The sequence below is a fragment of the Mucilaginibacter sp. P4_C11 genome, assembly GCF_056402115.1.
In genome coordinates, this window is sequence record NZ_JBFUIA010000040.1 from 37,775 (window position 1) to 57,223 (window position 19,449).

Annotated in this window: 16 protein-coding genes; 14 read left to right on the forward strand and 2 right to left on the reverse strand. The window is 44.5% G+C overall.

Annotated elements, in window-relative coordinates; genetic code table 11:
* Positions 1 to 220: 220 nt before the first annotated feature.
* The gene (locus AC1DU2_RS26800; protein WP_477363985.1) at positions 221 to 1,030 is read left to right on the forward strand and encodes a patatin-like phospholipase family protein; all 810 of its coding nucleotides are present in this window, start codon (positions 221 to 223) and stop codon (positions 1,028 to 1,030) included.
* 134 nt (positions 1,031 to 1,164) lie between these two features.
* Here AC1DU2_RS26800 and AC1DU2_RS26805 read toward each other — a convergent pair whose 3' ends face one another.
* Both AC1DU2_RS26805 and AC1DU2_RS26810 read right to left on the reverse strand, forming a co-directional pair.
* On the reverse strand, positions 1,165 to 2,484 hold the full coding sequence (locus AC1DU2_RS26805; protein ID WP_477388252.1) for an SGNH/GDSL hydrolase family protein: 1,320 nt from the start codon (positions 2,482 to 2,484) through the stop codon (positions 1,165 to 1,167).
* A 20-nt stretch (positions 2,485 to 2,504) separates the two neighbouring features.
* Positions 2,505 to 3,728, reverse strand: a complete 1,224-nt coding sequence (locus AC1DU2_RS26810; protein WP_477363992.1) for an OmpP1/FadL family transporter — start codon at positions 3,726 to 3,728, stop codon at positions 2,505 to 2,507.
* Between the two features lie 233 nt (positions 3,729 to 3,961).
* On the opposite strand from AC1DU2_RS26810, the gene AC1DU2_RS26815 reads away from it, so the two are divergent.
* The 13 genes from AC1DU2_RS26815 (at position 3,962) to AC1DU2_RS26875 (ending at position 18,847) form a co-directional block, all read left to right on the forward strand.
* Positions 3,962 to 4,849: a helix-turn-helix domain-containing protein gene (locus tag AC1DU2_RS26815; protein WP_477388254.1), complete on the forward strand. Its 888-nt coding sequence runs from the start codon at positions 3,962 to 3,964 to the stop codon at positions 4,847 to 4,849.
* A 370-nt stretch (positions 4,850 to 5,219) separates the two neighbouring features.
* On the forward strand, positions 5,220 to 7,016 hold the full coding sequence (locus AC1DU2_RS26820) for an acyl-CoA dehydrogenase family protein (protein ID WP_477388256.1): 1,797 nt from the start codon (positions 5,220 to 5,222) through the stop codon (positions 7,014 to 7,016).
* A 327-nt stretch (positions 7,017 to 7,343) separates the two neighbouring features.
* Complete coding sequence (locus tag AC1DU2_RS26825; RefSeq protein WP_477388258.1) at positions 7,344 to 8,087, forward strand: electron transfer flavoprotein subunit beta/FixA family protein; 744 nt, start codon at positions 7,344 to 7,346, stop codon at positions 8,085 to 8,087.
* Between the two features lie 63 nt (positions 8,088 to 8,150).
* The gene (locus AC1DU2_RS26830) at positions 8,151 to 9,128 is read left to right on the forward strand and encodes an electron transfer flavoprotein subunit alpha/FixB family protein (RefSeq protein ID WP_477388260.1); all 978 of its coding nucleotides are present in this window, start codon (positions 8,151 to 8,153) and stop codon (positions 9,126 to 9,128) included.
* A 12-nt stretch (positions 9,129 to 9,140) separates the two neighbouring features.
* Positions 9,141 to 9,593, forward strand: coding sequence for an acyl-CoA thioesterase (locus AC1DU2_RS26835; protein WP_477364007.1), 453 nt, complete (start codon positions 9,141 to 9,143; stop codon positions 9,591 to 9,593).
* Positions 9,594 to 9,600: 7 nt separating this feature from the next.
* Positions 9,601 to 9,864, forward strand: coding sequence for an acyl-CoA-binding protein (locus tag AC1DU2_RS26840; protein ID WP_477364010.1), 264 nt, complete (start codon positions 9,601 to 9,603; stop codon positions 9,862 to 9,864).
* A 379-nt stretch (positions 9,865 to 10,243) separates the two neighbouring features.
* Positions 10,244 to 10,696, forward strand: coding sequence for a DUF2147 domain-containing protein (locus AC1DU2_RS26845; RefSeq protein WP_477364013.1), 453 nt, complete (start codon positions 10,244 to 10,246; stop codon positions 10,694 to 10,696).
* 29 nt (positions 10,697 to 10,725) lie between these two features.
* Complete coding sequence (locus AC1DU2_RS26850) at positions 10,726 to 13,107, forward strand: 3-hydroxyacyl-CoA dehydrogenase NAD-binding domain-containing protein (RefSeq protein ID WP_477388262.1); 2,382 nt, start codon at positions 10,726 to 10,728, stop codon at positions 13,105 to 13,107.
* 28 nt (positions 13,108 to 13,135) lie between these two features.
* Positions 13,136 to 14,311 (forward strand): acetyl-CoA C-acyltransferase, encoded by a 1,176-nt coding sequence (locus AC1DU2_RS26855; protein WP_477388264.1) that lies wholly within the window; start codon positions 13,136 to 13,138, stop codon positions 14,309 to 14,311.
* A gap of 32 nt (positions 14,312 to 14,343) precedes the next feature.
* A complete protein-coding gene (locus AC1DU2_RS26860; protein WP_477388266.1) occupies positions 14,344 to 16,158 on the forward strand; it encodes an AMP-dependent synthetase/ligase in 1,815 nt (604 codons plus the stop codon).
* Positions 16,159 to 16,166: 8 nt separating this feature from the next.
* Positions 16,167 to 16,943 carry an enoyl-CoA hydratase/isomerase family protein gene (locus AC1DU2_RS26865; protein ID WP_477388268.1) on the forward strand — a complete coding sequence of 259 codons (777 nt, stop codon included), beginning with the start codon at positions 16,167 to 16,169 and terminating at the stop codon, positions 16,941 to 16,943.
* 6 nt (positions 16,944 to 16,949) lie between these two features.
* Complete coding sequence (locus AC1DU2_RS26870; RefSeq protein WP_477388270.1) at positions 16,950 to 17,861, forward strand: SDR family oxidoreductase; 912 nt, start codon at positions 16,950 to 16,952, stop codon at positions 17,859 to 17,861.
* Positions 17,862 to 18,238: 377 nt separating this feature from the next.
* Complete coding sequence (locus AC1DU2_RS26875) at positions 18,239 to 18,847, forward strand: porin family protein (protein WP_477364028.1); 609 nt, start codon at positions 18,239 to 18,241, stop codon at positions 18,845 to 18,847.
* Positions 18,848 to 19,449: the final 602 nt, after the last annotated feature.

A 19,449-nucleotide genomic window follows, 5' to 3' on the forward strand; every position in this document is an offset into this window, starting at 1 on the left:
AACCATGATTGAATATAAGATATTGACTATCAAATACTTGAAAGTATTTTATCTGAAATGTGTTAAGTTATGTTAACCCACTTAAGATGCGTTTGCCCCGTTAAAACATATAAAAATATGATATGACAAAATTTTTAACCTTATTTGAACTAAAGTAAGCCTTATTGCCTGGCGCCCAAATATTGGGGGCCAGGCAATAAGGCGCGCAAAAAAATACACAATGAATTCAGGTATCGATCAAGGTAAGGCTAAAAAAATAGGACTGGCACTTTCGGGTGGCGGTGTAAGGGGCGTGTCGCATTTAGGTGTAATGCAGGCGCTAACAGATTATGGTATTAAATTCTCGCATATATCGGGCACAAGTGCAGGAGCAATAGCCGCGGCTTTTTTTGCCGGGGGATATGCGCCAAAAGAAATATTGCAGCTGATTAAAGACAACAGCCTGCTTAAACTTTTGCGCCCGTCTTTTGGTGGCGATGGGTTGATCTCGATATTAAAAGCCCGGTTTTTAATATCAAAATATATTCCGCATAATTCCTTCGAAAATCTCCAAACGCGCATCACCGTCTCCGCTGTCGACCTGGGCGAAGCAAAGCTGGTTTACTTTACCGATGGCGAGCTGGACATGGCGGTTTTGGCCTCGTGCTGCTTACCCGGAATTTTTAAGCCTATCACAATCAACAACCGGATGTATATAGATGGCGGTATCCTGAATAATTTCCCTGTCGAGCCGTTAGTGGGTAATTGCGACCTGATCATTGGATCATCGTGTAACCATTTACCGGTGGTTACCTCTATCAAATCATTTGGTAACCTGGTTGACAGGGCCGCCATGATAGCCATCAACTCGGGGCTTAACACCCACAAAATGTTGTGCGATATAGTTATTGAGCCACACGATTTAGGTGGTTACGGTATTTTTGATACCGATGCAGTGGATGAAATTTTTATGATAGGCTACGAAGAAGGTTTAAAAACCATCAACGGCAACGAAAAGCTAAAGGAACTTATCCCGGCGCAAAAAAAGTAAAACATGTCGCCCCAAAACAGGATAAGCTACCCGGTGATGAGTAGCTTATCCTGTTTTATATAATAATCAATTGGGAATTATCAAAACAACTGTCAGATGTTCCCCAGCCTGCAAACTGAAAACCGCCAACTGCATCAAGGGAACTTAACCCCATTATAATCTGATATGTTTACCCGCGGTATAGACGAATTGTATTTATCGTTAATGGCTTTGATAAATTCATCGGCCACTATAGCATAACCGCGTGGTGTAAGGTGCACCCCATCCAGCGAGAACAGGCCTCCGCTGATATAGTTGGAATTAACACTTACCCCGTCAACCACCATTCCGTTCTGTTTTATATTTCGCAGAAAAGTGTAAGCATCAAAAATAGCCAGGCCTTTTGCTGCGGCTATCGTTTTTATGGTATTGTTATATGATGTAACATAATCTTCGGTAAGGATAGCCTCTTTTTCATCAAGTACATACTGGTTATCTATTGGCGTATAAGGGGTTAAGCCGTAAGGTAAGTTACCATAAGGTGTTGTAACCAGCTGGCCAATTTTGCTTGTCGGGAAGGTAAGCACAATAAGGTCATTGGTTGTTGCCGCTCGTGGCGCATAAGTACTACCCGAAACCAGTGCCTTGATATAAAGCGCCTTGGCAGCCGGGTTTGCTTTTTGAACTCCTGCCAGTATTGCCGAAACGGTAATGGTATTAAAATAAGGTATAGAAGTTACATCGGGTATCGTCGCAACTACGCCTTTTTGCCCTTTGGAGGTAAGGGTAGTTATCAATACGTTATACAAATAGGCAAATGTATTTTTATCTGTCAATACATCGCCGGCACCGCCTGATGTAGCATAACTTAAAGCATCATTGTTCCCCAGCCAGTTTGAGAAGAAGGTGAACGGTTTTGCCATAACAAAATCAAGATAGGTGGTGGAGTTTGTTGGCGGATTTCCGGGCAGCAGGCGCTCAAAATACCCGTTAAGGTTGCCGTAAGGTGCATAGGTGATGTGCAACAGTTTAATACCCGGTACGCCGTAGTTATTAATATCGCCCGAGTATTTGGTATATAAAATAACGTTACCAAAACCCGGAACAGTTACCTGCCCACGAATGCCCAGGTTTGTGGTAACCGCGGTAGTTATTGGCGTACCATCCGCATTAAAACTGGTTAACGATAAGTAACCCGATCCGTTTGATTGGGCGGTGCTGAACAAGGGTTGGGTAAATGCGCCGCCGCCCACTGCCTGCATTTGTTTACCAATGATGCTGGGGTATGATACCTGCTGCCCTGCCAGGTATAAGCCACCATCGGCATAGCCTGCTGTAAGTGAATTGCCTACCGATATGTACCTCGAGAAATCGGCCGAGCCGGCAACCGGTTTTGGAGCATGGATCTCGGGCTTGCAGGCGCCTAATAAAAGTAAGCCTGCAATAATATAAATATGCTGTTTAAGTGTTTTCATGTATTAATTTCTTTTAAGAATTACCAGTGATAAGCCAATGAGATACCTGGGATATATACATCAGTTTTAAATGTTCCCGATAGCTGCGATTCGATATTGGTTTGGGTACGCTGCATCAGGTGTTCATACTCAAACGAGATATCTATATCCAGGTGTTTGGCTAATGTATAACCTAAGCCCAGTGTGCCATAAACGCGGTTGGCATCAGGTGCTTCGGGCGTTACATAGCCATCTGCAACAGCTGTGCTGGCGTAGCCTCCGCCGAAACGCAGGGCAAGCTTATCTGTAGCTTTGTATTGTGCGCCGCCACGCAAACTAACAGCCTGTTGATAATTCCTGGCCGAGTGGGTGTCTTGCAAAGCCGCTGTATTGGTTTTATAATCAAATGATAATGTTTTATAGGCATCCCAGGCAACCAGGTTAACATCAAGCGCCAGGATCCACTTATTACTGGGATAAAACCCAAAGCCGATAGAATTGGTGGCCGGTAACGGAATGGTTGCAGTAAACGTATTTGGCTGCGGGAAACTGCTTTGTATTGATGTAGGTACTTTAAAAATGGCATTACCATTGGGAATGGTGGTATTCACCTGCGAACGGTGAGTTATCCCCACGGTAATACCCGATTCTGTTTTGATATATATACCGGCATTCCATCCGTAGCCTTTTCCGCTGCCTTTTAATTCGGCCTGGCCTGGTTCACCGGAGCTGTTTGCCAGGGGAATAGCACGCGTAAGGTCAACACTGCCGTGGTTATAAACAAAACCACCGCCAATACTCAGGAAATCGGCCAGTTTAATGCTTAGTGTAGGTTGAAAATAAATAGCTTTCAGATTAAGGCTTTCCAGCACGTATTTACCCTGCCAGGTATTGCCCCAATCGGTTAAACCGCCAAAGGGTGTATAAACGCCAAGCCCTAATTTCCAAAAAGACGACTTAGGACCCCAAACAGCATAAAACTCAAATGGTGTTGCAACTTTATTCAAGGTTCTGTTTTGAGTTGATGTGCCGGCCGGATTAAAATCAGATTTGAAAAATAATGGGCTTATGCCGCCCTGTATGTAGTTTTCTGGCAGCATGGCTACTGCACCGGGGTTAAAAAATACAGATGCGCCATCCTGAAGGGTACCCACCCCGGTATGGCCCATACCTATTTGCTTTTGCCCTTCCAGGTTCACCTGGAAACCCTGGGAAAAAGCCGTTAACGGTGCTATAAAAAGCATCAGAAGTAAAACTTTTCTCATAAAAATATAATTGGTTACAATAGGCAATTGCATGTAGATTACAATTGGCGGCTATCGGGAATAAAATTAGTTTGGATTGAAAAGAAAAAAAGGGCTATAATGCGGAGATATTAGTCAAAAAGTCGGATAACGCCTATATTTAAGTTAAGGGGCAAAAAATACTGTAAAACTTTCGCCGTTTTGGGGCCTTTTTTGAAAAATAGAAGAATTAAATAATTATAATTAAAACATACATGAGCAATAAGGTTGGACAATTAAGCTTATCAAAATTTGCCGATCTATATGCCGACAAGCTGGCCGGCGCTGATTTTTTTGTTGTTGACGAAAAACAGCTGTTAAGTTTGAGCGAATACCCATACAGGTCGGATGGTTATATAATAGGTATTTGCACACGCGGCACGGCCAAGGTTGAAGTTAACCTTCAGGTATACGATGCCCGGCCCGATGCCATGCTTTTGGCAACCCCTTTTCATGTTTTACGAATTTATAACAGCAGCGATGATTTTTTGTGCCGTTTTGTTGTGTTCAGTAAAGCCTTTTTAACAGAAAATAGCGTCAATAGCCATTTTTTGGAATCATTCAGTTATTTTAAAAGTGCGTCTATCCCGGTAATTTACCCGGATGATGAAGATGCCAGGATGATACTGGAAATTTACCTGTTGATCCAGAAAAAGTTAGAACGGGAGGGGCACTCATATAATGTAGAAATATCCCGGAGTATTTTAATGACCCTGCTTTATGAAATACAGGCCATTTACGAAAAGCAGCACATCATCATAAAAGGTAAGCAAACCCGGAAACAGGAACTGAATGTACTTTTCCAGAACCTGATTTTCCATCGTTATAAAGAACATCGCAACGTGCAGTATTACGCCGATGAACTTTGTGTATCTCCTAAACATTTAACAGAAACCGTTAAAGAAGTTACCGGCAGAACCGCCGGCGAATGGATAGACGATGCAGTAATACTGGAGGCCAAGGTATTACTAAGAAACCATGACATTAGCGTTGCCCGCGTGGCCGAAGACATAAATTTCCCAGATCAATCGTCTTTTGGCAAATATTTTAAGAAACATACCGGCATGTCGCCGTCCGATTATAGGGCGGTATCGGGGCATTAAGTTGATTGGCTGATTGGGTTGGATTGGGTTTATTGAGTTGAGTTCAATGAAAATCCTGAAAATCTGATAAATCTGTTTAATCCCGGTTCAGACATGAAACTGCTGCGCAACACAACACTCACAATCAACCCAATCCAACCCAATCAACCACTCACCCCACCCCAATCCGACTTTTTGACTAATATCTCCGCATTGCAGCCCTTTCTTTAGTTTATCATCGCTGCTAATTTTACTCCTGATTATAAAACCAATTGCTGCCCTTTAAACCGGGGCGCTTGTTACATGCTGATAATTACTTATATAACATAGTGATTAGTATAATCGGCTGAATTTTAAAACGGGACCAAACACAACCATTAAATACTTATTTATGAATGCCACTGAACCAATGAAAGCCATAAAAGGAGGCGAGTTTCTGATCAGGGAAACTGCTGTAGACAGCATTTTTATTCCTGAAGAATGGAATGAAGAGCAGTTGATGATTGCCGAAACATGTACCAATTTTCTTGCCCAGCAGGTAACCCCCAACCTGCAACGTATTGACGAGCAGGAGGAAGGGTTAATGCGGCATTTAATGGACGAGGCCGGCGCGCTTGGCTTATTAGGCATATCGGTACCCGAAGAATACGGCGGCTTTGGTAAAGATTTTAAAACATCTATGCTGGTTACCGAGAAATTGGGGGCCGGGCATTCCTTTTCAGTGGCGTTTTCGGCACATACAGGTATAGGCACCATGCCTATATTATATTATGGTACCGAAGCGCAAAAACAAAAATATGTTCCTAAACTGGCAAGTGGCGAGTGGAAAGGCGCTTACTGCCTAACCGAACCATCTGCGGGCTCGGATGCCAACTCGGGCAAAACAAAGGCGAAGCTGTCTGCTGATGGTAAACATTATCTCATCACAGGTCAAAAAATGTGGATCACCAACGCGGGCTTCGCCGATGTATTTACCGTTTTTGCCAAAATAGATGATGATGAAAACCTGAGCGCCTTTATTGTCGAAAAAGATTTTGAAGGTCTTTCGCTGAATACCGAAGAGCACAAAATGGGTATCAAAGGGAGCTCAACCCGGCAGGTATTTTTTAACGATTGCAAAGTACCGGTTGAGAACCTGCTTTCCGAACGCCAGAATGGATTTAAGATAGCGGTTAACATATTAAACCTTGGCCGTATCAAATTAGGTGGCGGTACAGTAGGGGCTAGCAAGGATGTGATAACCGCATCAGTACGTTATGCCAATGAACGCGAACAATTTGGCCGCTCTATTTCAAAGTACGGGGCTATAAGATACAAGCTGGCCCAACAGGCCATCCGCACCTATGCTTCAGAATCGGCTGTTTACAGGGCCTGTCAGAATATGGAGGAAGCTACTGAAATGTTAATGGCATCGGGGCTTGATGAAACCAAAGCTAAATTAAAAGGAACAGAGCAATATGCTATAGAAGCGGCAATCCTTAAAGTTCATGCATCAGAAGTTTTGGATTATGTAACCGACGAAGGCGTACAGATTTACGGGGGGATGGGATACAGCGCCGAGGCACCAATGGACAGGGCGTACCGCGATTCGAGGATCAACCGGATTTTCGAGGGAACTAACGAAATTAACCGCTTGCTAACGGTTGATATGATGCTTAAACGTGCCATGAAAGGCGAACTTGACCTGATGGGCCCTGCCCAAAAAGTAGCAGGCGAACTGGTAAGCATCCCCGATTTTGGTGCAGCTGAAGATGACGGCCTGTTTGTTAAGGAAAAGAAATACATAGCCAATTTTAAAAAGGCCATATTGATGGTAGCAGGCGCGGCCGTGCAAAAACTGATGACACAATTGGGTAAAGAGCAGGAAGTGCTGATGAACCTGGCCGATATGCTGATAGAGCTTTACGTGAGCGAATCGTTGCAACTGCGGGTAGAAAAACTGGTTGGTTTAAGAGGAGAAGAAGCTTGCAAAGAACAGCTGGATATCATGCGCGTATATATTAACGATGCAGCAGAACATCTTGCAAAAGCCGGCCGGGAGGCGTTAAACTCGTTTGCCGAAGGCGATGAAAGAAGAATGATGCTGATGGGACTTAAGCGCTTCACCAAAACAGAAGATTTTAATACCACCCAGGCACGCAGGAATGTTGCAGCAAAACTGATAGCCGAAAATAAATATTGTTTTTAAGCCGGCGAAAGCCTTACGAAGTTTTCAAAACTTCGTAAGGCTGGGATTCTGAGGGAGGAACGACGTCTATCGCATTGCGGCGACGACTCACCCCGACATCGCTACGCTTGTCACCCCTCTCTCCGCTTCGCGCATAGAGGGGGTAAATAAAGAAAAAATGAGCTTCACCCTCTTTGCGGCTTTAGCCGGAGAGAGGGTCGGCCAGCGCAGCGTAGCCGGGGTGAGTCGTAACCAGCGTTCAACCGAATGTTCATGTAAATCCTAACACTTCACGGGTAGCCCGCTCCCCATTTTAACAACATCAAGCTAAAAAATAAAAATCTAATAATGAAAGTATTAGTTTGTATAAGCCAGGTACCGGATACCAGTACTAAAATTGTATTAAAAAATAACGATACCGCCATCAGCAGCGATGGTGTTACTTACGTAATTAACCCTTACGATGAATGGTATGCCCTCATCCGGGCAATTGAACTAAAAGAAACAGGTATAGCTACCGAGGTTCACCTTGTAACTGTTGGTTCTGCCAATGTCGAGCCTGTGATCAGGAAAGCCCTGGCATTGGGTGGCGATGAAGCCGTCCGCATTGATGTCGATAGCAATGATCCTTACGAAACCGCCGGTCATATAGCGGAGTATGCTGCCGGGGGCGGTTACGACCTTATTTTATGCGGCAAAGAATCTATCGATTACAATAATGGTACTACAGGCGCTATGTTGGCCGGATTGCTGGATATCAATTACATTGGTTTTGCAACGGGTATACAAGTGGAAGGTAATACGGCAGTGGTAACCCGTGAAATAGAAGGCGGCGAGGAAACCGATGCCTGTAACTTACCCGTGGTAATATCCTGCCAAAAAGGTGTTGCCGAGGCGCGCATACCCAATATGCGTGGTATAATGGCTGCGCGTACACGTCCGTTAAAGGTTGTTGTGCCTGCAAAAATAGCACCGCTTACCCAAATATTAGCTTATGAATTACCGCCGGCCAAAGTCGGGATTAAACTGGTAAGCCCCGATAATATGGACGAACTGGTAGCATTGCTGCATACCGAAGCCAAAGTAATCTGATAGCTGATTTTTATTGTCCGGTTACCTGTACCGGGCATTTTTCAAACCAAAAAACTTAAAAAAATGTCTGTAATTGTATTGATAGAACATACCGGGGGAACGATTAAAAAGAAAAATTTTGAGGCGCTACACTATGCCGCGCACATAGCTAAACAAACGGGTACCACGGTAACTGCCCTGGTTTTAGGCACCGTTACCGCTGCCGAAATGGAAGGCCTTGGCGAATATGGCGCTCAAAAAGTATTGCATGTTGCTGATAGCCGTTTAGATGAACTGCATGCACGGGCTTACGCCGGCGCATTGATAGCCGCAGCGCAAAAGGAAGGCAGTAAAATAATTGTAACGCTTCATGATATCGGTGGCAGGATGGTTGCACCCCGGGTGGCCGTGAAATTAGGGGCCGGTTTGGTGGCGGGTGCATTGTCGTACCCGGATACCGAAAAAGGATTTGTGATTAAAAAAGCCGTATTCTCGGGCAAAGCATTCGCCTATGTGAATATTTTAAGCGATGTAAAGGTAATTATGCTGATGCCGAATACTTTCCAGGCGGTTAAAATTGAAGGGAAAGCAGTTGTAGATCAATTGGATGTAAGCTTTAGCGAAGAAGATTTTGGCGTAAAAGTGAAAGCAGTAAATAAAGTGACCGGCGAGGTGGCGCTTGCTGATGCCGAACTGGTTGTCTCAGGCGGTCGCGGCATGAAAGGCCCCGAAAACTGGGGCATACTGGAAGAGCTGGCAAAAGAACTGGGGGCTGCCACAGCCTGCTCACGTCCGGTGGCCGATTCGCATTGGCGACCACATCACGAGCATGTTGGCCAAACAGGCGGTACAGTTCGCCCTAATTTATATATAGCGGTAGGCATCTCAGGCGCTATACAACACCTGGCGGGTGTTAACGGTTCAAAAACCATTGTCGTAATTAACAAAGATCCCGAAGCTCCTTTTTTTAAAGCAGCCAATTACGGTGTTGTGGGGGATGCAATGGAGATTTTACCAAAGCTGACGGCCGCCGTCAGGAAGTTTAAGCAACAGCACAAATAAAATAATAGGGTTATGGAATTTTTTTATGAAGGCCAGGTATTATGGTCGCAAATAGATTCAAACCAGCACATGCGGCACTCTGCTTATGCCGATTTTGCAGCGCAGGCGCGTATAACCATGCTGGAAAACCTGGGTTTAAAACTCCCCAAACTTTACGAATATAAAATAGGGCCCGTACTGTTCAGGGAGGAATTGATTTACCTGCGCGAGATTGGGATTAACGACCTGATCCGGGTAAGCTGCGAACTTGTAAGCTCGCGGCCCGATGGTTCCCGCTGGTCGATAAGGCACGAGTTATACCGCGGCGATGGCGTTAAAGCCGCTATAGTAAATGCCGAAGGTGCCTGGATAGATATGGAAAAACGCAGGCTTGCCATATTACCCGCAGAACTAAGCCAGATGTTTATGAATGCACCCCGGAGTAGTGATTATATTGAAGAACGCAATACCGCCAGCAACCAATAATTTAACCATGACTGATTTAAAAGACGCCTTTGAAAAAGCGGTTGCCGAAAGCAAGCAACTGTCATCGAAACCGGATAACGAAACACTGTTAAGCTTATATAGCCTGTACAAACAGGCAACAGAAGGCGATATTAATACCCAAAATACCCCAGGTATGTTTGATTTTGTGGCCAAAGCAAAATATGACGCCTGGCTAAAACTGCAAGGTATGGCGGCCGATGTTGCGATGCAGCTTTATATTAATTTAGTAGCAACCCTGAAAGGCGGATAGTCTTGAGTTGGAAGTCCTAAGTCAAAAATGACACTTCCCACTTAAGACTTCCGACTTAGGACTTCTGACTTAGAACTTCCGACTTAATATTATTTAGTAACGCAATTATCAAACAAAAGAGGCTAACTTTAATTTCCGAAATATTGACAAATGTTTCCGTCGTTTAGACCTTTGTTAAGCGCCGCATAAGCTGATATTTGTTATTATAAACCATCCCGTTAATTGGCGGGGCTAAATTATCTTAATCATTTTATAATTCTACCTGTTTCTTTTGAAGAGACGGCTTCTGATGCCGGGATTGCTGTTTTGTAAATCTGAAAAGCATGGATATGCCTTAAAAAAAGAGATGGTCTTTTTGTAAAAAATAATACCTGAAGCGATGTCTGTATCAAAAAAACAACCTATCCGTTTTGCACTAATCCTGCTAACTCTGTTATCGGTAAGCGTATGCGTAAAAGCACAGGCAGACAGAATTGAGGGCATGTGGTATAATGATGTAAAAAGCGCCAAAATCCAGATCACTAAAGAGAGCAATGGTAAGTTTTATGGCAAGGTGGTGTGGCTTAAAGAACCCCTTAAAAACGGTAAACCAAAAGTTGACGAAATGAACGTTGACGAAAAATTGCGTACAAGGCCCCGGTTGGGTTTACCTGTATTGGCCGATTTTGAAAAAGACGGCGACGACAAGTATACAGGCGGCACTATTTATGATCCCCTGAACGGTAAAACGTACTCCTGCAAAATAACCTATAAAGGTAAAACCTTAGATATCCGCGGCTACATAGGCATTTCGCTGTTTGGGCGTACAACTACCTGGTCGCGGGCCGAATAAATTAAAAATTTAATAAACAAGCTTTACTGATGGATGCTAAACGAATTATAAAAAAAGTTGCAGTACTGGGGTCGGGAGTGATGGGCAGCCGAATAGCCTGCCATTTCGCAAATACCGGCGTACAGGTGCTGTTGCTTGATATTGTACCTAAAGATGCCCCGCCGGACGATAAAAAGGCCCGGAATAAAATTGTTAATGATGCGCTGGATTTTGCCTTAAAATCCAATCCATCGCCCATTTACCTTAAACCATTTGCCAAACGTATCACTACCGGGAATTTTACCGACGATATGCCCAAAATTGCCGAGTGCGATTGGGTTATCGAGGTAGTTGTTGAACGGCTTGATATTAAACGCCAGGTATTTGAAACAGTAGAAAAATACAGGAAATCCGGCACGCTCATTACCTCAAACACATCTGGCATCCCCATACATTTAATGGCCGAAGGCAGGAGCGGTGATTTTAAAAAGCATTTTTGCGGCAGCCATTTTTTTAACCCACCCCGGTATTTAAAATTATTGGAGATCATCCCCATAAAAGAAACATCAGCAGGTGTTGTTGAATTTTTGATGGACTATGGCAGCAAGTACCTTGGCAAAACCACCGTTTTGGCTAAAGATACCCCTGCGTTTATAGGCAACCGTATAGGGGTGTTCAGCATCATGAGTGTGCTGCAATACGTAGAGAAAACCGGCATGACGGTGGAAGAGGTTGATAAGCTAACCGGGCCGGTAATAGGTCACCCTAAATCGGCAACGTTCCGCACTAACGATGTGGTGGGCTTAGATACCATGGTACACGTTGCCAATGGCCTTTATCAAAACGCCCCGGATGATGAAGCACGCGAATTATTTAAAGTGCCACCATTTGTAGATGGCATGGTAAAAAACAACTGGCTGGGCAGTAAAACAGGCCAGGGTTTTTATAAAAAGGAAAAAGTTGATGGCGTAAACCAGTTTTACGCGCTCGATTTAAAAACGCTGGAATATAAGCCTTCTCAGAAAGTGAAATTCGCCTCGCTGGAAACTACCAAGGCGGTTGACAGTCTTCCGGCCCGCCTGAAAATATTAATCGCTGCAAAAGATAAAGCCGGTGATTTTTACCGGGCAACGTTTTACGAGTTATTTGCTTACGCCAGTAATCGTATTCCCGAAATAGCCGACGAGCTTTATAAAATAGACGCAGCCACAAAGGCCGGCTTTGGCTGGGAACTGGGCCCTTTTGAAAAATGGGACGCGCTGGGTGTTGACGATACCGTAAAAGCCATGGAAGCAGTCGGCAATAAACCTGCCCAGTGGGTATATGATATGCTTGCGGCAGGTGCAAAAAGCTTTTACAAAATTGAGAACGGAAAACGCTTGTATTACGATATTCTGGCTAAGGACTATAAAATAATTCCAGGAACCGAGGGACTTATTTTGCTGGATACCATCCGCGCCACAAATACCGTATGGAAAAACAGCGGAACCACCATTACCGATATTGGCGATGGTATATTAAACCTGGAGTTTCATACTAAGATGAATACCATAGGCGGCGAGGTAATTGAAGGCATTAACAAAGCCATTACCCTTGCCGAAACCAGCTATAAAGGCCTGGTAATATCAAACGAGGGAGCCAATTTTAGCGCAGGGGCAAATGTAGGTATGATATTTATGATGGCTGTTGAGCAGGAGTTTGATGAGCTGAATATAGTAGTGAAAACCTTCCAAAATACGATGATGCGGATCCGTTACTCGGCTATCCCGGTTGTAATAGCGCCTCACCAGATGGCTTTGGGCGGTGGCTGCGAAATGTGCCTGCATGCCGATAAAGTAGTAGCCCATGCCGAGTTATATATGGGTTTGGTTGAGTTTGGCGTTGGTTTGATCCCTGGTGGCGGCGGAACAAAAGAATTTGCCCTGCGGCTTTCAGATGAGTTACAGGAAGGCGATGTTGAGCTGAATAATTTCCGCGACAGGTTTTTAACCATTGGCCAGGCAAAAGTATCCACATCGGCCTATGAGGCTTTTGAATTCGGGTACCTTAAAAAGGGTAGGGATGTGATAGTGGTATCTCGCGACAGGCTGCTTACCGAAGCAAAGCAACAATGCCTGCAAATGGCCAACGAGGGATATGTGCAGCCCATTCCGCGTAGTGATATCAGGGTATTGGGCAAGCAGGCCCTTGGCCTTGGGTATGTGGGCGCCAATACCATGTACAGCGGCAACTACATTAGTGAGCACGACGTAAAAATATCCCAGAAGCTGGCCTATGTGCTTTCGGGAGGTGATCTGTCTCAACCCTCGATAGTAAGCGAAGAGTATCTGCTTGGCCTGGAGCGTGAAGCCTTTATTTCGCTTTGCGCCGAAAAGAAAACGCTTGAGCGGATACAATCTATTTTAACAGGCGGAAAAGTGTTAAGGAACTAAGTTTTAATAAGTATAAAATCTAGATAAAATGAACGCATACATAGTGGCAGCCAGCCGCAGCGCTGTTGGAAAAGCTACCCGGGGTGGATTTAGGTTTACCCGGCCGGATACGCTTGCCGCAGATGTTATCAGGCAGTTAATGGCATCGGTGCCTAATGTTGATAAGGAGCAGATAGACGATGTGATTGTGGGCAACGCTACCCCCGAGGCCGAGCAGGGCTTAAACGTGGCCAGGCTTATCTCGTTAATGGCATTGGATACCGATAAAGTACCGGGCATGACAGTAAATCGCTACTGCTCATCCGGCCTGGAAACTATCGCGATAGCCTCGGCAAAAATACATAGCGGCATCGCCGATTGCATTATTGCCGGCGGTGTAGAAAGCATGAGCCTGATTCCGATGGGGGGCTGGCGTATTGTGCCAAATGCCGATGTTGCCCTGGCGCACCCCGATTATTACTGGGGTATGGGCCTTACAGCCGAGGCCGTGGCGAAAGAATATCATGTTAGCCGCGAAGAGCAGGATCAGTTTGCTTATAACTCCCACCAAAAAGCCATCAATGCCATCAAAGCGGGCAAATTTAAAGATGAAATAGCCCCGGTAAATATAGTAGAAACCTATATTGACGAAAGTGGGAAGAAAAAGAAAAGGGAGTTTAAGGTAGATGTGGATGAAGGGCCACGTGCCGATACATCCATTGATGCATTGGCCAAACTAAAACCCGTATTTGATGCCAAAGGGATGGTAACAGCCGGCAACTCATCGCAAACAAGCGATGGTGCAGCCTTTGTAATGGTAGTGAGCGAAAGGTTTTTAAAAGCGAACAATCTTAAGCCAATAGCAAGGCTGGTTAATTACGCTGTTGCAGGTGTGCCGCCACGTATTATGGGAATAGGGCCATTGGTAGCTATACCCAAAGTGTTAAAAATGGCCGGGATGAAACAGCAGGATATTGATTTGATTGAATTGAATGAGGCATTTGCATCACAGTCATTGGCTATTATTAATGGGCTGGAACTTGATCCCGACATCGTAAATGTAAATGGCGGTGCTATAGCATTGGGCCACCCGCTTGGCTGCACAGGGGCCAAGCTTTCGGTTCAGCTTTTTAATGAATTAAAGAGGCGTGAAAAAAAATATGGTATAGTTACCATGTGTGTAGGCACCGGGCAAGGCGCAGCGGGTGTTTTTGAATTACTATAAAGGGTAACCTTTATTAAAATAATTGTTGCAATATGGAACGCGCGACAAGATTATTTGACTGCATAGACACCCAGGCCAAAGCGCCGAGGGCGAATTTTTTGAATGCAAAACAGGATGGTTCCTGGAAATCATACAGCACAAAAGAGGCGCACGATATGATTTACCAGTTATCTGCCGCTTTATTGGATCTGGGCGTTTCGGCCGGTGATGGCACTACCGAAGGGCGCGATAAAATTGGATTGATCAGCAATGGCAGGCCCGAATGGGTAATAACCGACCTGGCAGTGCAGCAAACCGGTGCCGTGTTGGTGCCGTTATACCCCAATACAGGTACCAAAGAAATTGAGCAGATTTTAAATGAAGCCGAAGTTAAATACGTATTCATAAGTAGCAAAGATTTATGCGATAAGGTTAAAGAGGTACATTTAAATATCCCATCGCTAAAAGCCATTTTTACTTTCGACCTGATAGATGAATGTACCCATTGGGGTACATTGCTTAAGCCACTAAAGGAAGGCCAACTGCAACAAATAAAACAAATAAGCGACCAGATCACCGAAAATGATATCGCAACTATCATTTATACTTCGGGTACTACCGGCCGACCCAAAGGAGTAATGCTTACTCACAAAAATATCATGAGTAATGCGACAGCCTCCGGCGAGGTGCTTGCCCGGATACCGTTGAAGGAAAAATGCGTTTTGAGCTTTTTGCCCCTCAACCACATTTTCGAAAAGATGTGTACTTATGTTTATCTCTTCAATGATTTTTCTATTTACTACGCCGAGAATATGGATACCATTGGCGCAAATATGAAAGAGGTAAAGCCTTCTCTTTTTACAGCCGTTCCGCGTTTGCTCGAAAAAGTATTTGAAAAAATTATGGTGGAGGGCCAGAAACTTACCGGTATTAAAAGGACTATCTTCTTTTGGTCGGTAAAACTGGCCGAGGCGTATGAAATTAACGGCACCAGCTTATGGTACAAAATTAAACTTGCCATAGCCGATAAACTGGTATACAGCAAATGGCGCAATGCTATCGGCGGCAATATAAAAGCCATAGTGGTTGGCAGTTCGGCCTGCCCCATTAAACTGGAGCGGATTTTTACGGCTGCTAATATTGTTATTTTAGAAGGGTACGGGCTTACCGAAACCTCGCCGGTAATTGCTGTTAACCGGTATGAAAAAAGCGGCCGTAAATTTGGAACTGTAGGCCCCTTGTTAAGCGGTGTGCAGGCTAAGATAGCTGCCGATGGCGAAATCCTTTGCAAAGGCCCCAACGTGATGGCCGGATATTATAAAAACCCCGAACTTACGGCCGAAGTGATAGAAGACGGATGGTTTCATACCGGCGATATCGGCGAACTGGATAAGGATTCCTTCCTGAAGATCACAGATCGCAAAAAAGAGATCTTTAAAACATCCGGAGGCAAGTATGTAGCGCCGCTACCCATCGAAAATAAAATGAAGGAAAATTATTTTATTGAACAGATGATGGTGTGTGGCTCCGAAAGAAAATTTGTTTCGGCCTTGATTGTACCTTCTTATACGCATTTAAAACCCTGGTGCAAGCAACACGAAATCCCGTTTACATCCAACAGGGATCTGATCAAAGATGCCAGGGTGATTGAGCTTTATCAATCAATTATCAATACATACAATCCCGAGTTTAACCATGTTGAACAGGTAAAGAAAATAACCTTGCTTCCGGATGAATGGTCGATAGATAGCGGCGAGCTTACACCAACCGGGAAAATGAAACGGAAGGTGATAGCCGAAAAGTACAAAACCCAGGTAGATAAAATGTATCTGAGCGAAGTGAGCGATAACCCAACCCTTGTAAATTGATTTAGCAGATGAGTACATTTCAAACAACAATACAGGGCCGATTGGTAGTGGTTACGCTTGATAGGGGGCGTTCAAACCCCATAAACCATCAAATGGTTAATGAATTGGCCGGTTGTATAAAAAAACTGGAAGAAGATGATAGTGTTGGCGGGGTGATTTTAACAGGTAAGGAAGGATTCTTTTCGTCGGGCATAGACCTGATTGAGGCTTATGATTATGATGAGGGGCAAAGCCGCGAGTTTTGGGTAGATTTTTTGGCGCTACAAAACGTTTTAGCAGCATTCAAAAAACCGATAGTTGCCGCAATAAGCGGTCATAGCCCGGCCGGGGGCTGCATATTAGCCATTTGCTGCGATTACCGGGTAATGGCTGCCGGGGCATTCATTATCGGGTTGAATGAAATCCCGGTAGGTATTATAGTACCCGATAGTGTTTTTAATTTGTATTCATTCTGGCTCGGTCGGCGCAAAGCCTATCAATATTTATTGGAGGGCAAACTGCTAAAGGTGGACGAAGCACTGGTCGCGGGCCTGATTGATGAAATTGCTGAGCCGGATAGTTTAATGAAGGCCGCTGTAGCAAAGGTAACCGCCTATATGAAGCTTAACCCTGTTACCTGGAGCGAGAGTAAACTGAATTTACGTAAAGAGCTGATAGGTAAGTTAAAAGCCGATCAGACCGAAACCTTAAATAACATGCTGGAACAGTGGTGGGCTCCGGCAACCAGGCAAGGCCTGCAAATGATGATCCAGAATTTAAAAACAAAAAGTACAACTGCAAACTAATTGATGATGACAGATCCTTCAACTCCCGATAATGCTAAAGGCCCCAATCCCGCAATTGCCGGTGGTATGCTAAAGGACGATGCCTTAAAAGGTAAAACCATCATTATAACAGGTGGCGGCACCGGTTTGGGTAAAGCCATGGGCACTTATTTTTTGCAACTGGGCGCCAACCTGGTTATCACCAGCCGCAAACTGGATGTGCTGCAGCAAACTGCTGCCGAAATGGAATCTGCAACCGGCGGTAAGGTATTACCAATAGCCTGCGATGTACGAAAGTATGACGAAGTTGAAAAGATGCTGCAACAAGCCATTGCAACTTTTGGCCGGGTAGATGTATTGTTGAACAATGCGGCCGGTAATTTTATTTCGCCAACCGAGCGCCTGTCGGCAAACGCATTCTCGGCTATCATTGATATCGTGTTAAAAGGCTCGGCCAATTGTTCATTGGCGTTGGGCAAATACTGGATCAGCGAAAAAATACCAGGTAACATACTGAATATTATTACCACCTATGCCTTTACAGGGTCGGCTTATGTAGTACCCTCGGCCTGTGCCAAGGGCGGCGTGCTGGCTATGACCAGATCGTTAGCGGTTGAGTGGGGTCGCCACGGCATCAGAACAAACGCCATAGCACCCGGCCCGTTTCCAACCAAGGGAGCCTGGGAACGATTACTTCCGGGGGACATGGCGCAAAAATTCGATTTTAAAAATAGGGTGCCCCTCAAGCGGGTAGGCGAGCACCAGGAACTGGCCAACCTGGCCGCTTTCCTGGTATCCGATTTTTCGGGTTATATCAATGGTGAGGTAATCACCATAGATGGCGGCGAATGGCTGCAGGGCGCCGGCCAGTTCAGCGCACTTGAAATGATACCTCCCGAAATGTGGGACGATATTGAGAAGTCTACCCGCTCGGTATAGCCATCTATCAAAAAGACCGATGATTTAACCTAAGGCTAATTTTGACCATGTAGAAACATCCGCCCGGATACTACAATGATTAGTCACTTACATATTGTGGTAACTTGTATCATAAAGAATGAGAGTCTACTAACTCAAATTGAAGTCTGTAATTGCATCAAGTACTCGGTTGCGGCTTACCACGTAACGTACAAATTCACCTTAAAAAAGATATCAAGGCTTTTAGTTGAATCTTTTATATCCCGCTTCCGGCCCAACTTTGCCCGCTTCGTTCAGATTTTGCTGTAATGCCGCCCCTTTATTGCTCACCTTTGATCTAAATGAAGCAGCCAGCCAGTAGGCGGCACTTAAAAAAGGTCAAAACAAAAGAACAATTTATGAAAAAGCTATTATCAATGTTAGTCGTTTTGGTTGCGATATCAATCAAAGGTTTCAGTCAAACAACTTCCGAGAGTCAGAGTTTCGGTCAAAAGCTGATGAAAAAATTAGAATTCGGCATTACTGCAGGAGGGAACTATAGTAATTTTACAAGCGCCAATTTTCCTACAGATCCATTACCTGGCTTCCATGCCGGACTTACGGTTGCCTATAAGTTTACAGATAACTTTATGGTGCAGGAGGAGTTTTTATACTCCCTGCAGGGCGCCAAAGTTAAGGGTGGCACGCTTGGCACACAGGATATAAAACTTTCCTATGCTTCTGTCCCAATCCTTTTTAAATACCGTACTAACTCAGGTTTCTTTGTTGAGGCAGGCCCACAGGCCAGTTTTAAGGTAAAAGAAGACCTTGGCGGTATAACCGATGCGAAATTTGCTAAAAAGATTGATTTTGGCATGGCCGGTGGTCTTGGCTATCAGTCTAAAATTGGTTTGGGGATCGGTGCCAGGTACGTTTATGGATTACAAAAAGTACAGGAAACGCCTTCTGCTATTTTAGGCGACTTCAAGAATAATAGTATCCAGGCCAGTATTTTCTACGTTTTTTAACGGAATTTACCTCAAAAATCTATATATATAATAATGAACGTCCCGGTTGCACAGCGCACCGGGGCTTTTTTGTTATCTTCAAACCGAGGTAAAAGGTTAAATCGCCAGGAGGGAAACTGTTTTTTAACGGCCAAGGATAAGATGGAGTGCGCCTGAGTTAAGTTAGCCGCTGCATATCCCTCAATAATTCGCTAATAATAGGTACTCGCTTTATTTTTATTCTCTGATCGATAGCGAGTTATCGTTTATTGTAAAGTAAATGTTAAAAACAGTTTGGATAAGTGTTAAAAGCGTGTACCTTTGCAGCCCGCAAATAAGGAAGCGGGATTGTTCTTAGAAAGGTTACTGAAGGGTTTTTTTGAAGCAGGGATAGGAGAGAGGGAATAAAACGAAGGTTCAAAAAAACTTCAGATAAAATTTCGGAAAGCGAAAAAGTTTACTACTTTTGCACCCCGCCACGGAGGGAGAAAAGAGAGAGGGGTAGGCGAACAAAACGGAGGAGATTCTTTAGAGATCGAGAGATAAAAAAAAGAAAAAATAAGTTTTGGAAAAGTAAAAAGGTTTACTACCTTTGCAGACCCAAACGGAGGGTTGCTTTGAGG

Coding starts and splice junctions, on each gene's coding strand:
- AC1DU2_RS26845 (WP_477364013.1), top strand. CDS start 10,244: ATGTCTGTATCAAAAAAACAACCTATCCGTTTTGCACTAATCCTGCTA.
- AC1DU2_RS26860 (WP_477388266.1), top strand. CDS start 14,344: ATGGAACGCGCGACAAGATTATTTGACTGCATAGACACCCAGGCCAAA.
- AC1DU2_RS26805 (WP_477388252.1), bottom strand. CDS start 2,484: ATGAAAACACTTAAACAGCATATTTATATTATTGCAGGCTTACTTTTA.
- AC1DU2_RS26825 (WP_477388258.1), top strand. CDS start 7,344: ATGAAAGTATTAGTTTGTATAAGCCAGGTACCGGATACCAGTACTAAA.
- AC1DU2_RS26870 (WP_477388270.1), top strand. CDS start 16,950: ATGACAGATCCTTCAACTCCCGATAATGCTAAAGGCCCCAATCCCGCA.
- AC1DU2_RS26850 (WP_477388262.1), top strand. CDS start 10,726: ATGGATGCTAAACGAATTATAAAAAAAGTTGCAGTACTGGGGTCGGGA.
- AC1DU2_RS26855 (WP_477388264.1), top strand. CDS start 13,136: ATGAACGCATACATAGTGGCAGCCAGCCGCAGCGCTGTTGGAAAAGCT.
- AC1DU2_RS26810 (WP_477363992.1), bottom strand. CDS start 3,728: ATGAGAAAAGTTTTACTTCTGATGCTTTTTATAGCACCGTTAACGGCT.
- AC1DU2_RS26820 (WP_477388256.1), top strand. CDS start 5,220: ATGAATGCCACTGAACCAATGAAAGCCATAAAAGGAGGCGAGTTTCTG.
- AC1DU2_RS26865 (WP_477388268.1), top strand. CDS start 16,167: ATGAGTACATTTCAAACAACAATACAGGGCCGATTGGTAGTGGTTACG.
- AC1DU2_RS26815 (WP_477388254.1), top strand. CDS start 3,962: ATGAGCAATAAGGTTGGACAATTAAGCTTATCAAAATTTGCCGATCTA.
- AC1DU2_RS26835 (WP_477364007.1), top strand. CDS start 9,141: ATGGAATTTTTTTATGAAGGCCAGGTATTATGGTCGCAAATAGATTCA.
- AC1DU2_RS26830 (WP_477388260.1), top strand. CDS start 8,151: ATGTCTGTAATTGTATTGATAGAACATACCGGGGGAACGATTAAAAAG.
- AC1DU2_RS26840 (WP_477364010.1), top strand. CDS start 9,601: ATGACTGATTTAAAAGACGCCTTTGAAAAAGCGGTTGCCGAAAGCAAG.
- AC1DU2_RS26875 (WP_477364028.1), top strand. CDS start 18,239: ATGAAAAAGCTATTATCAATGTTAGTCGTTTTGGTTGCGATATCAATC.
- AC1DU2_RS26800 (WP_477363985.1), top strand. CDS start 221: ATGAATTCAGGTATCGATCAAGGTAAGGCTAAAAAAATAGGACTGGCA.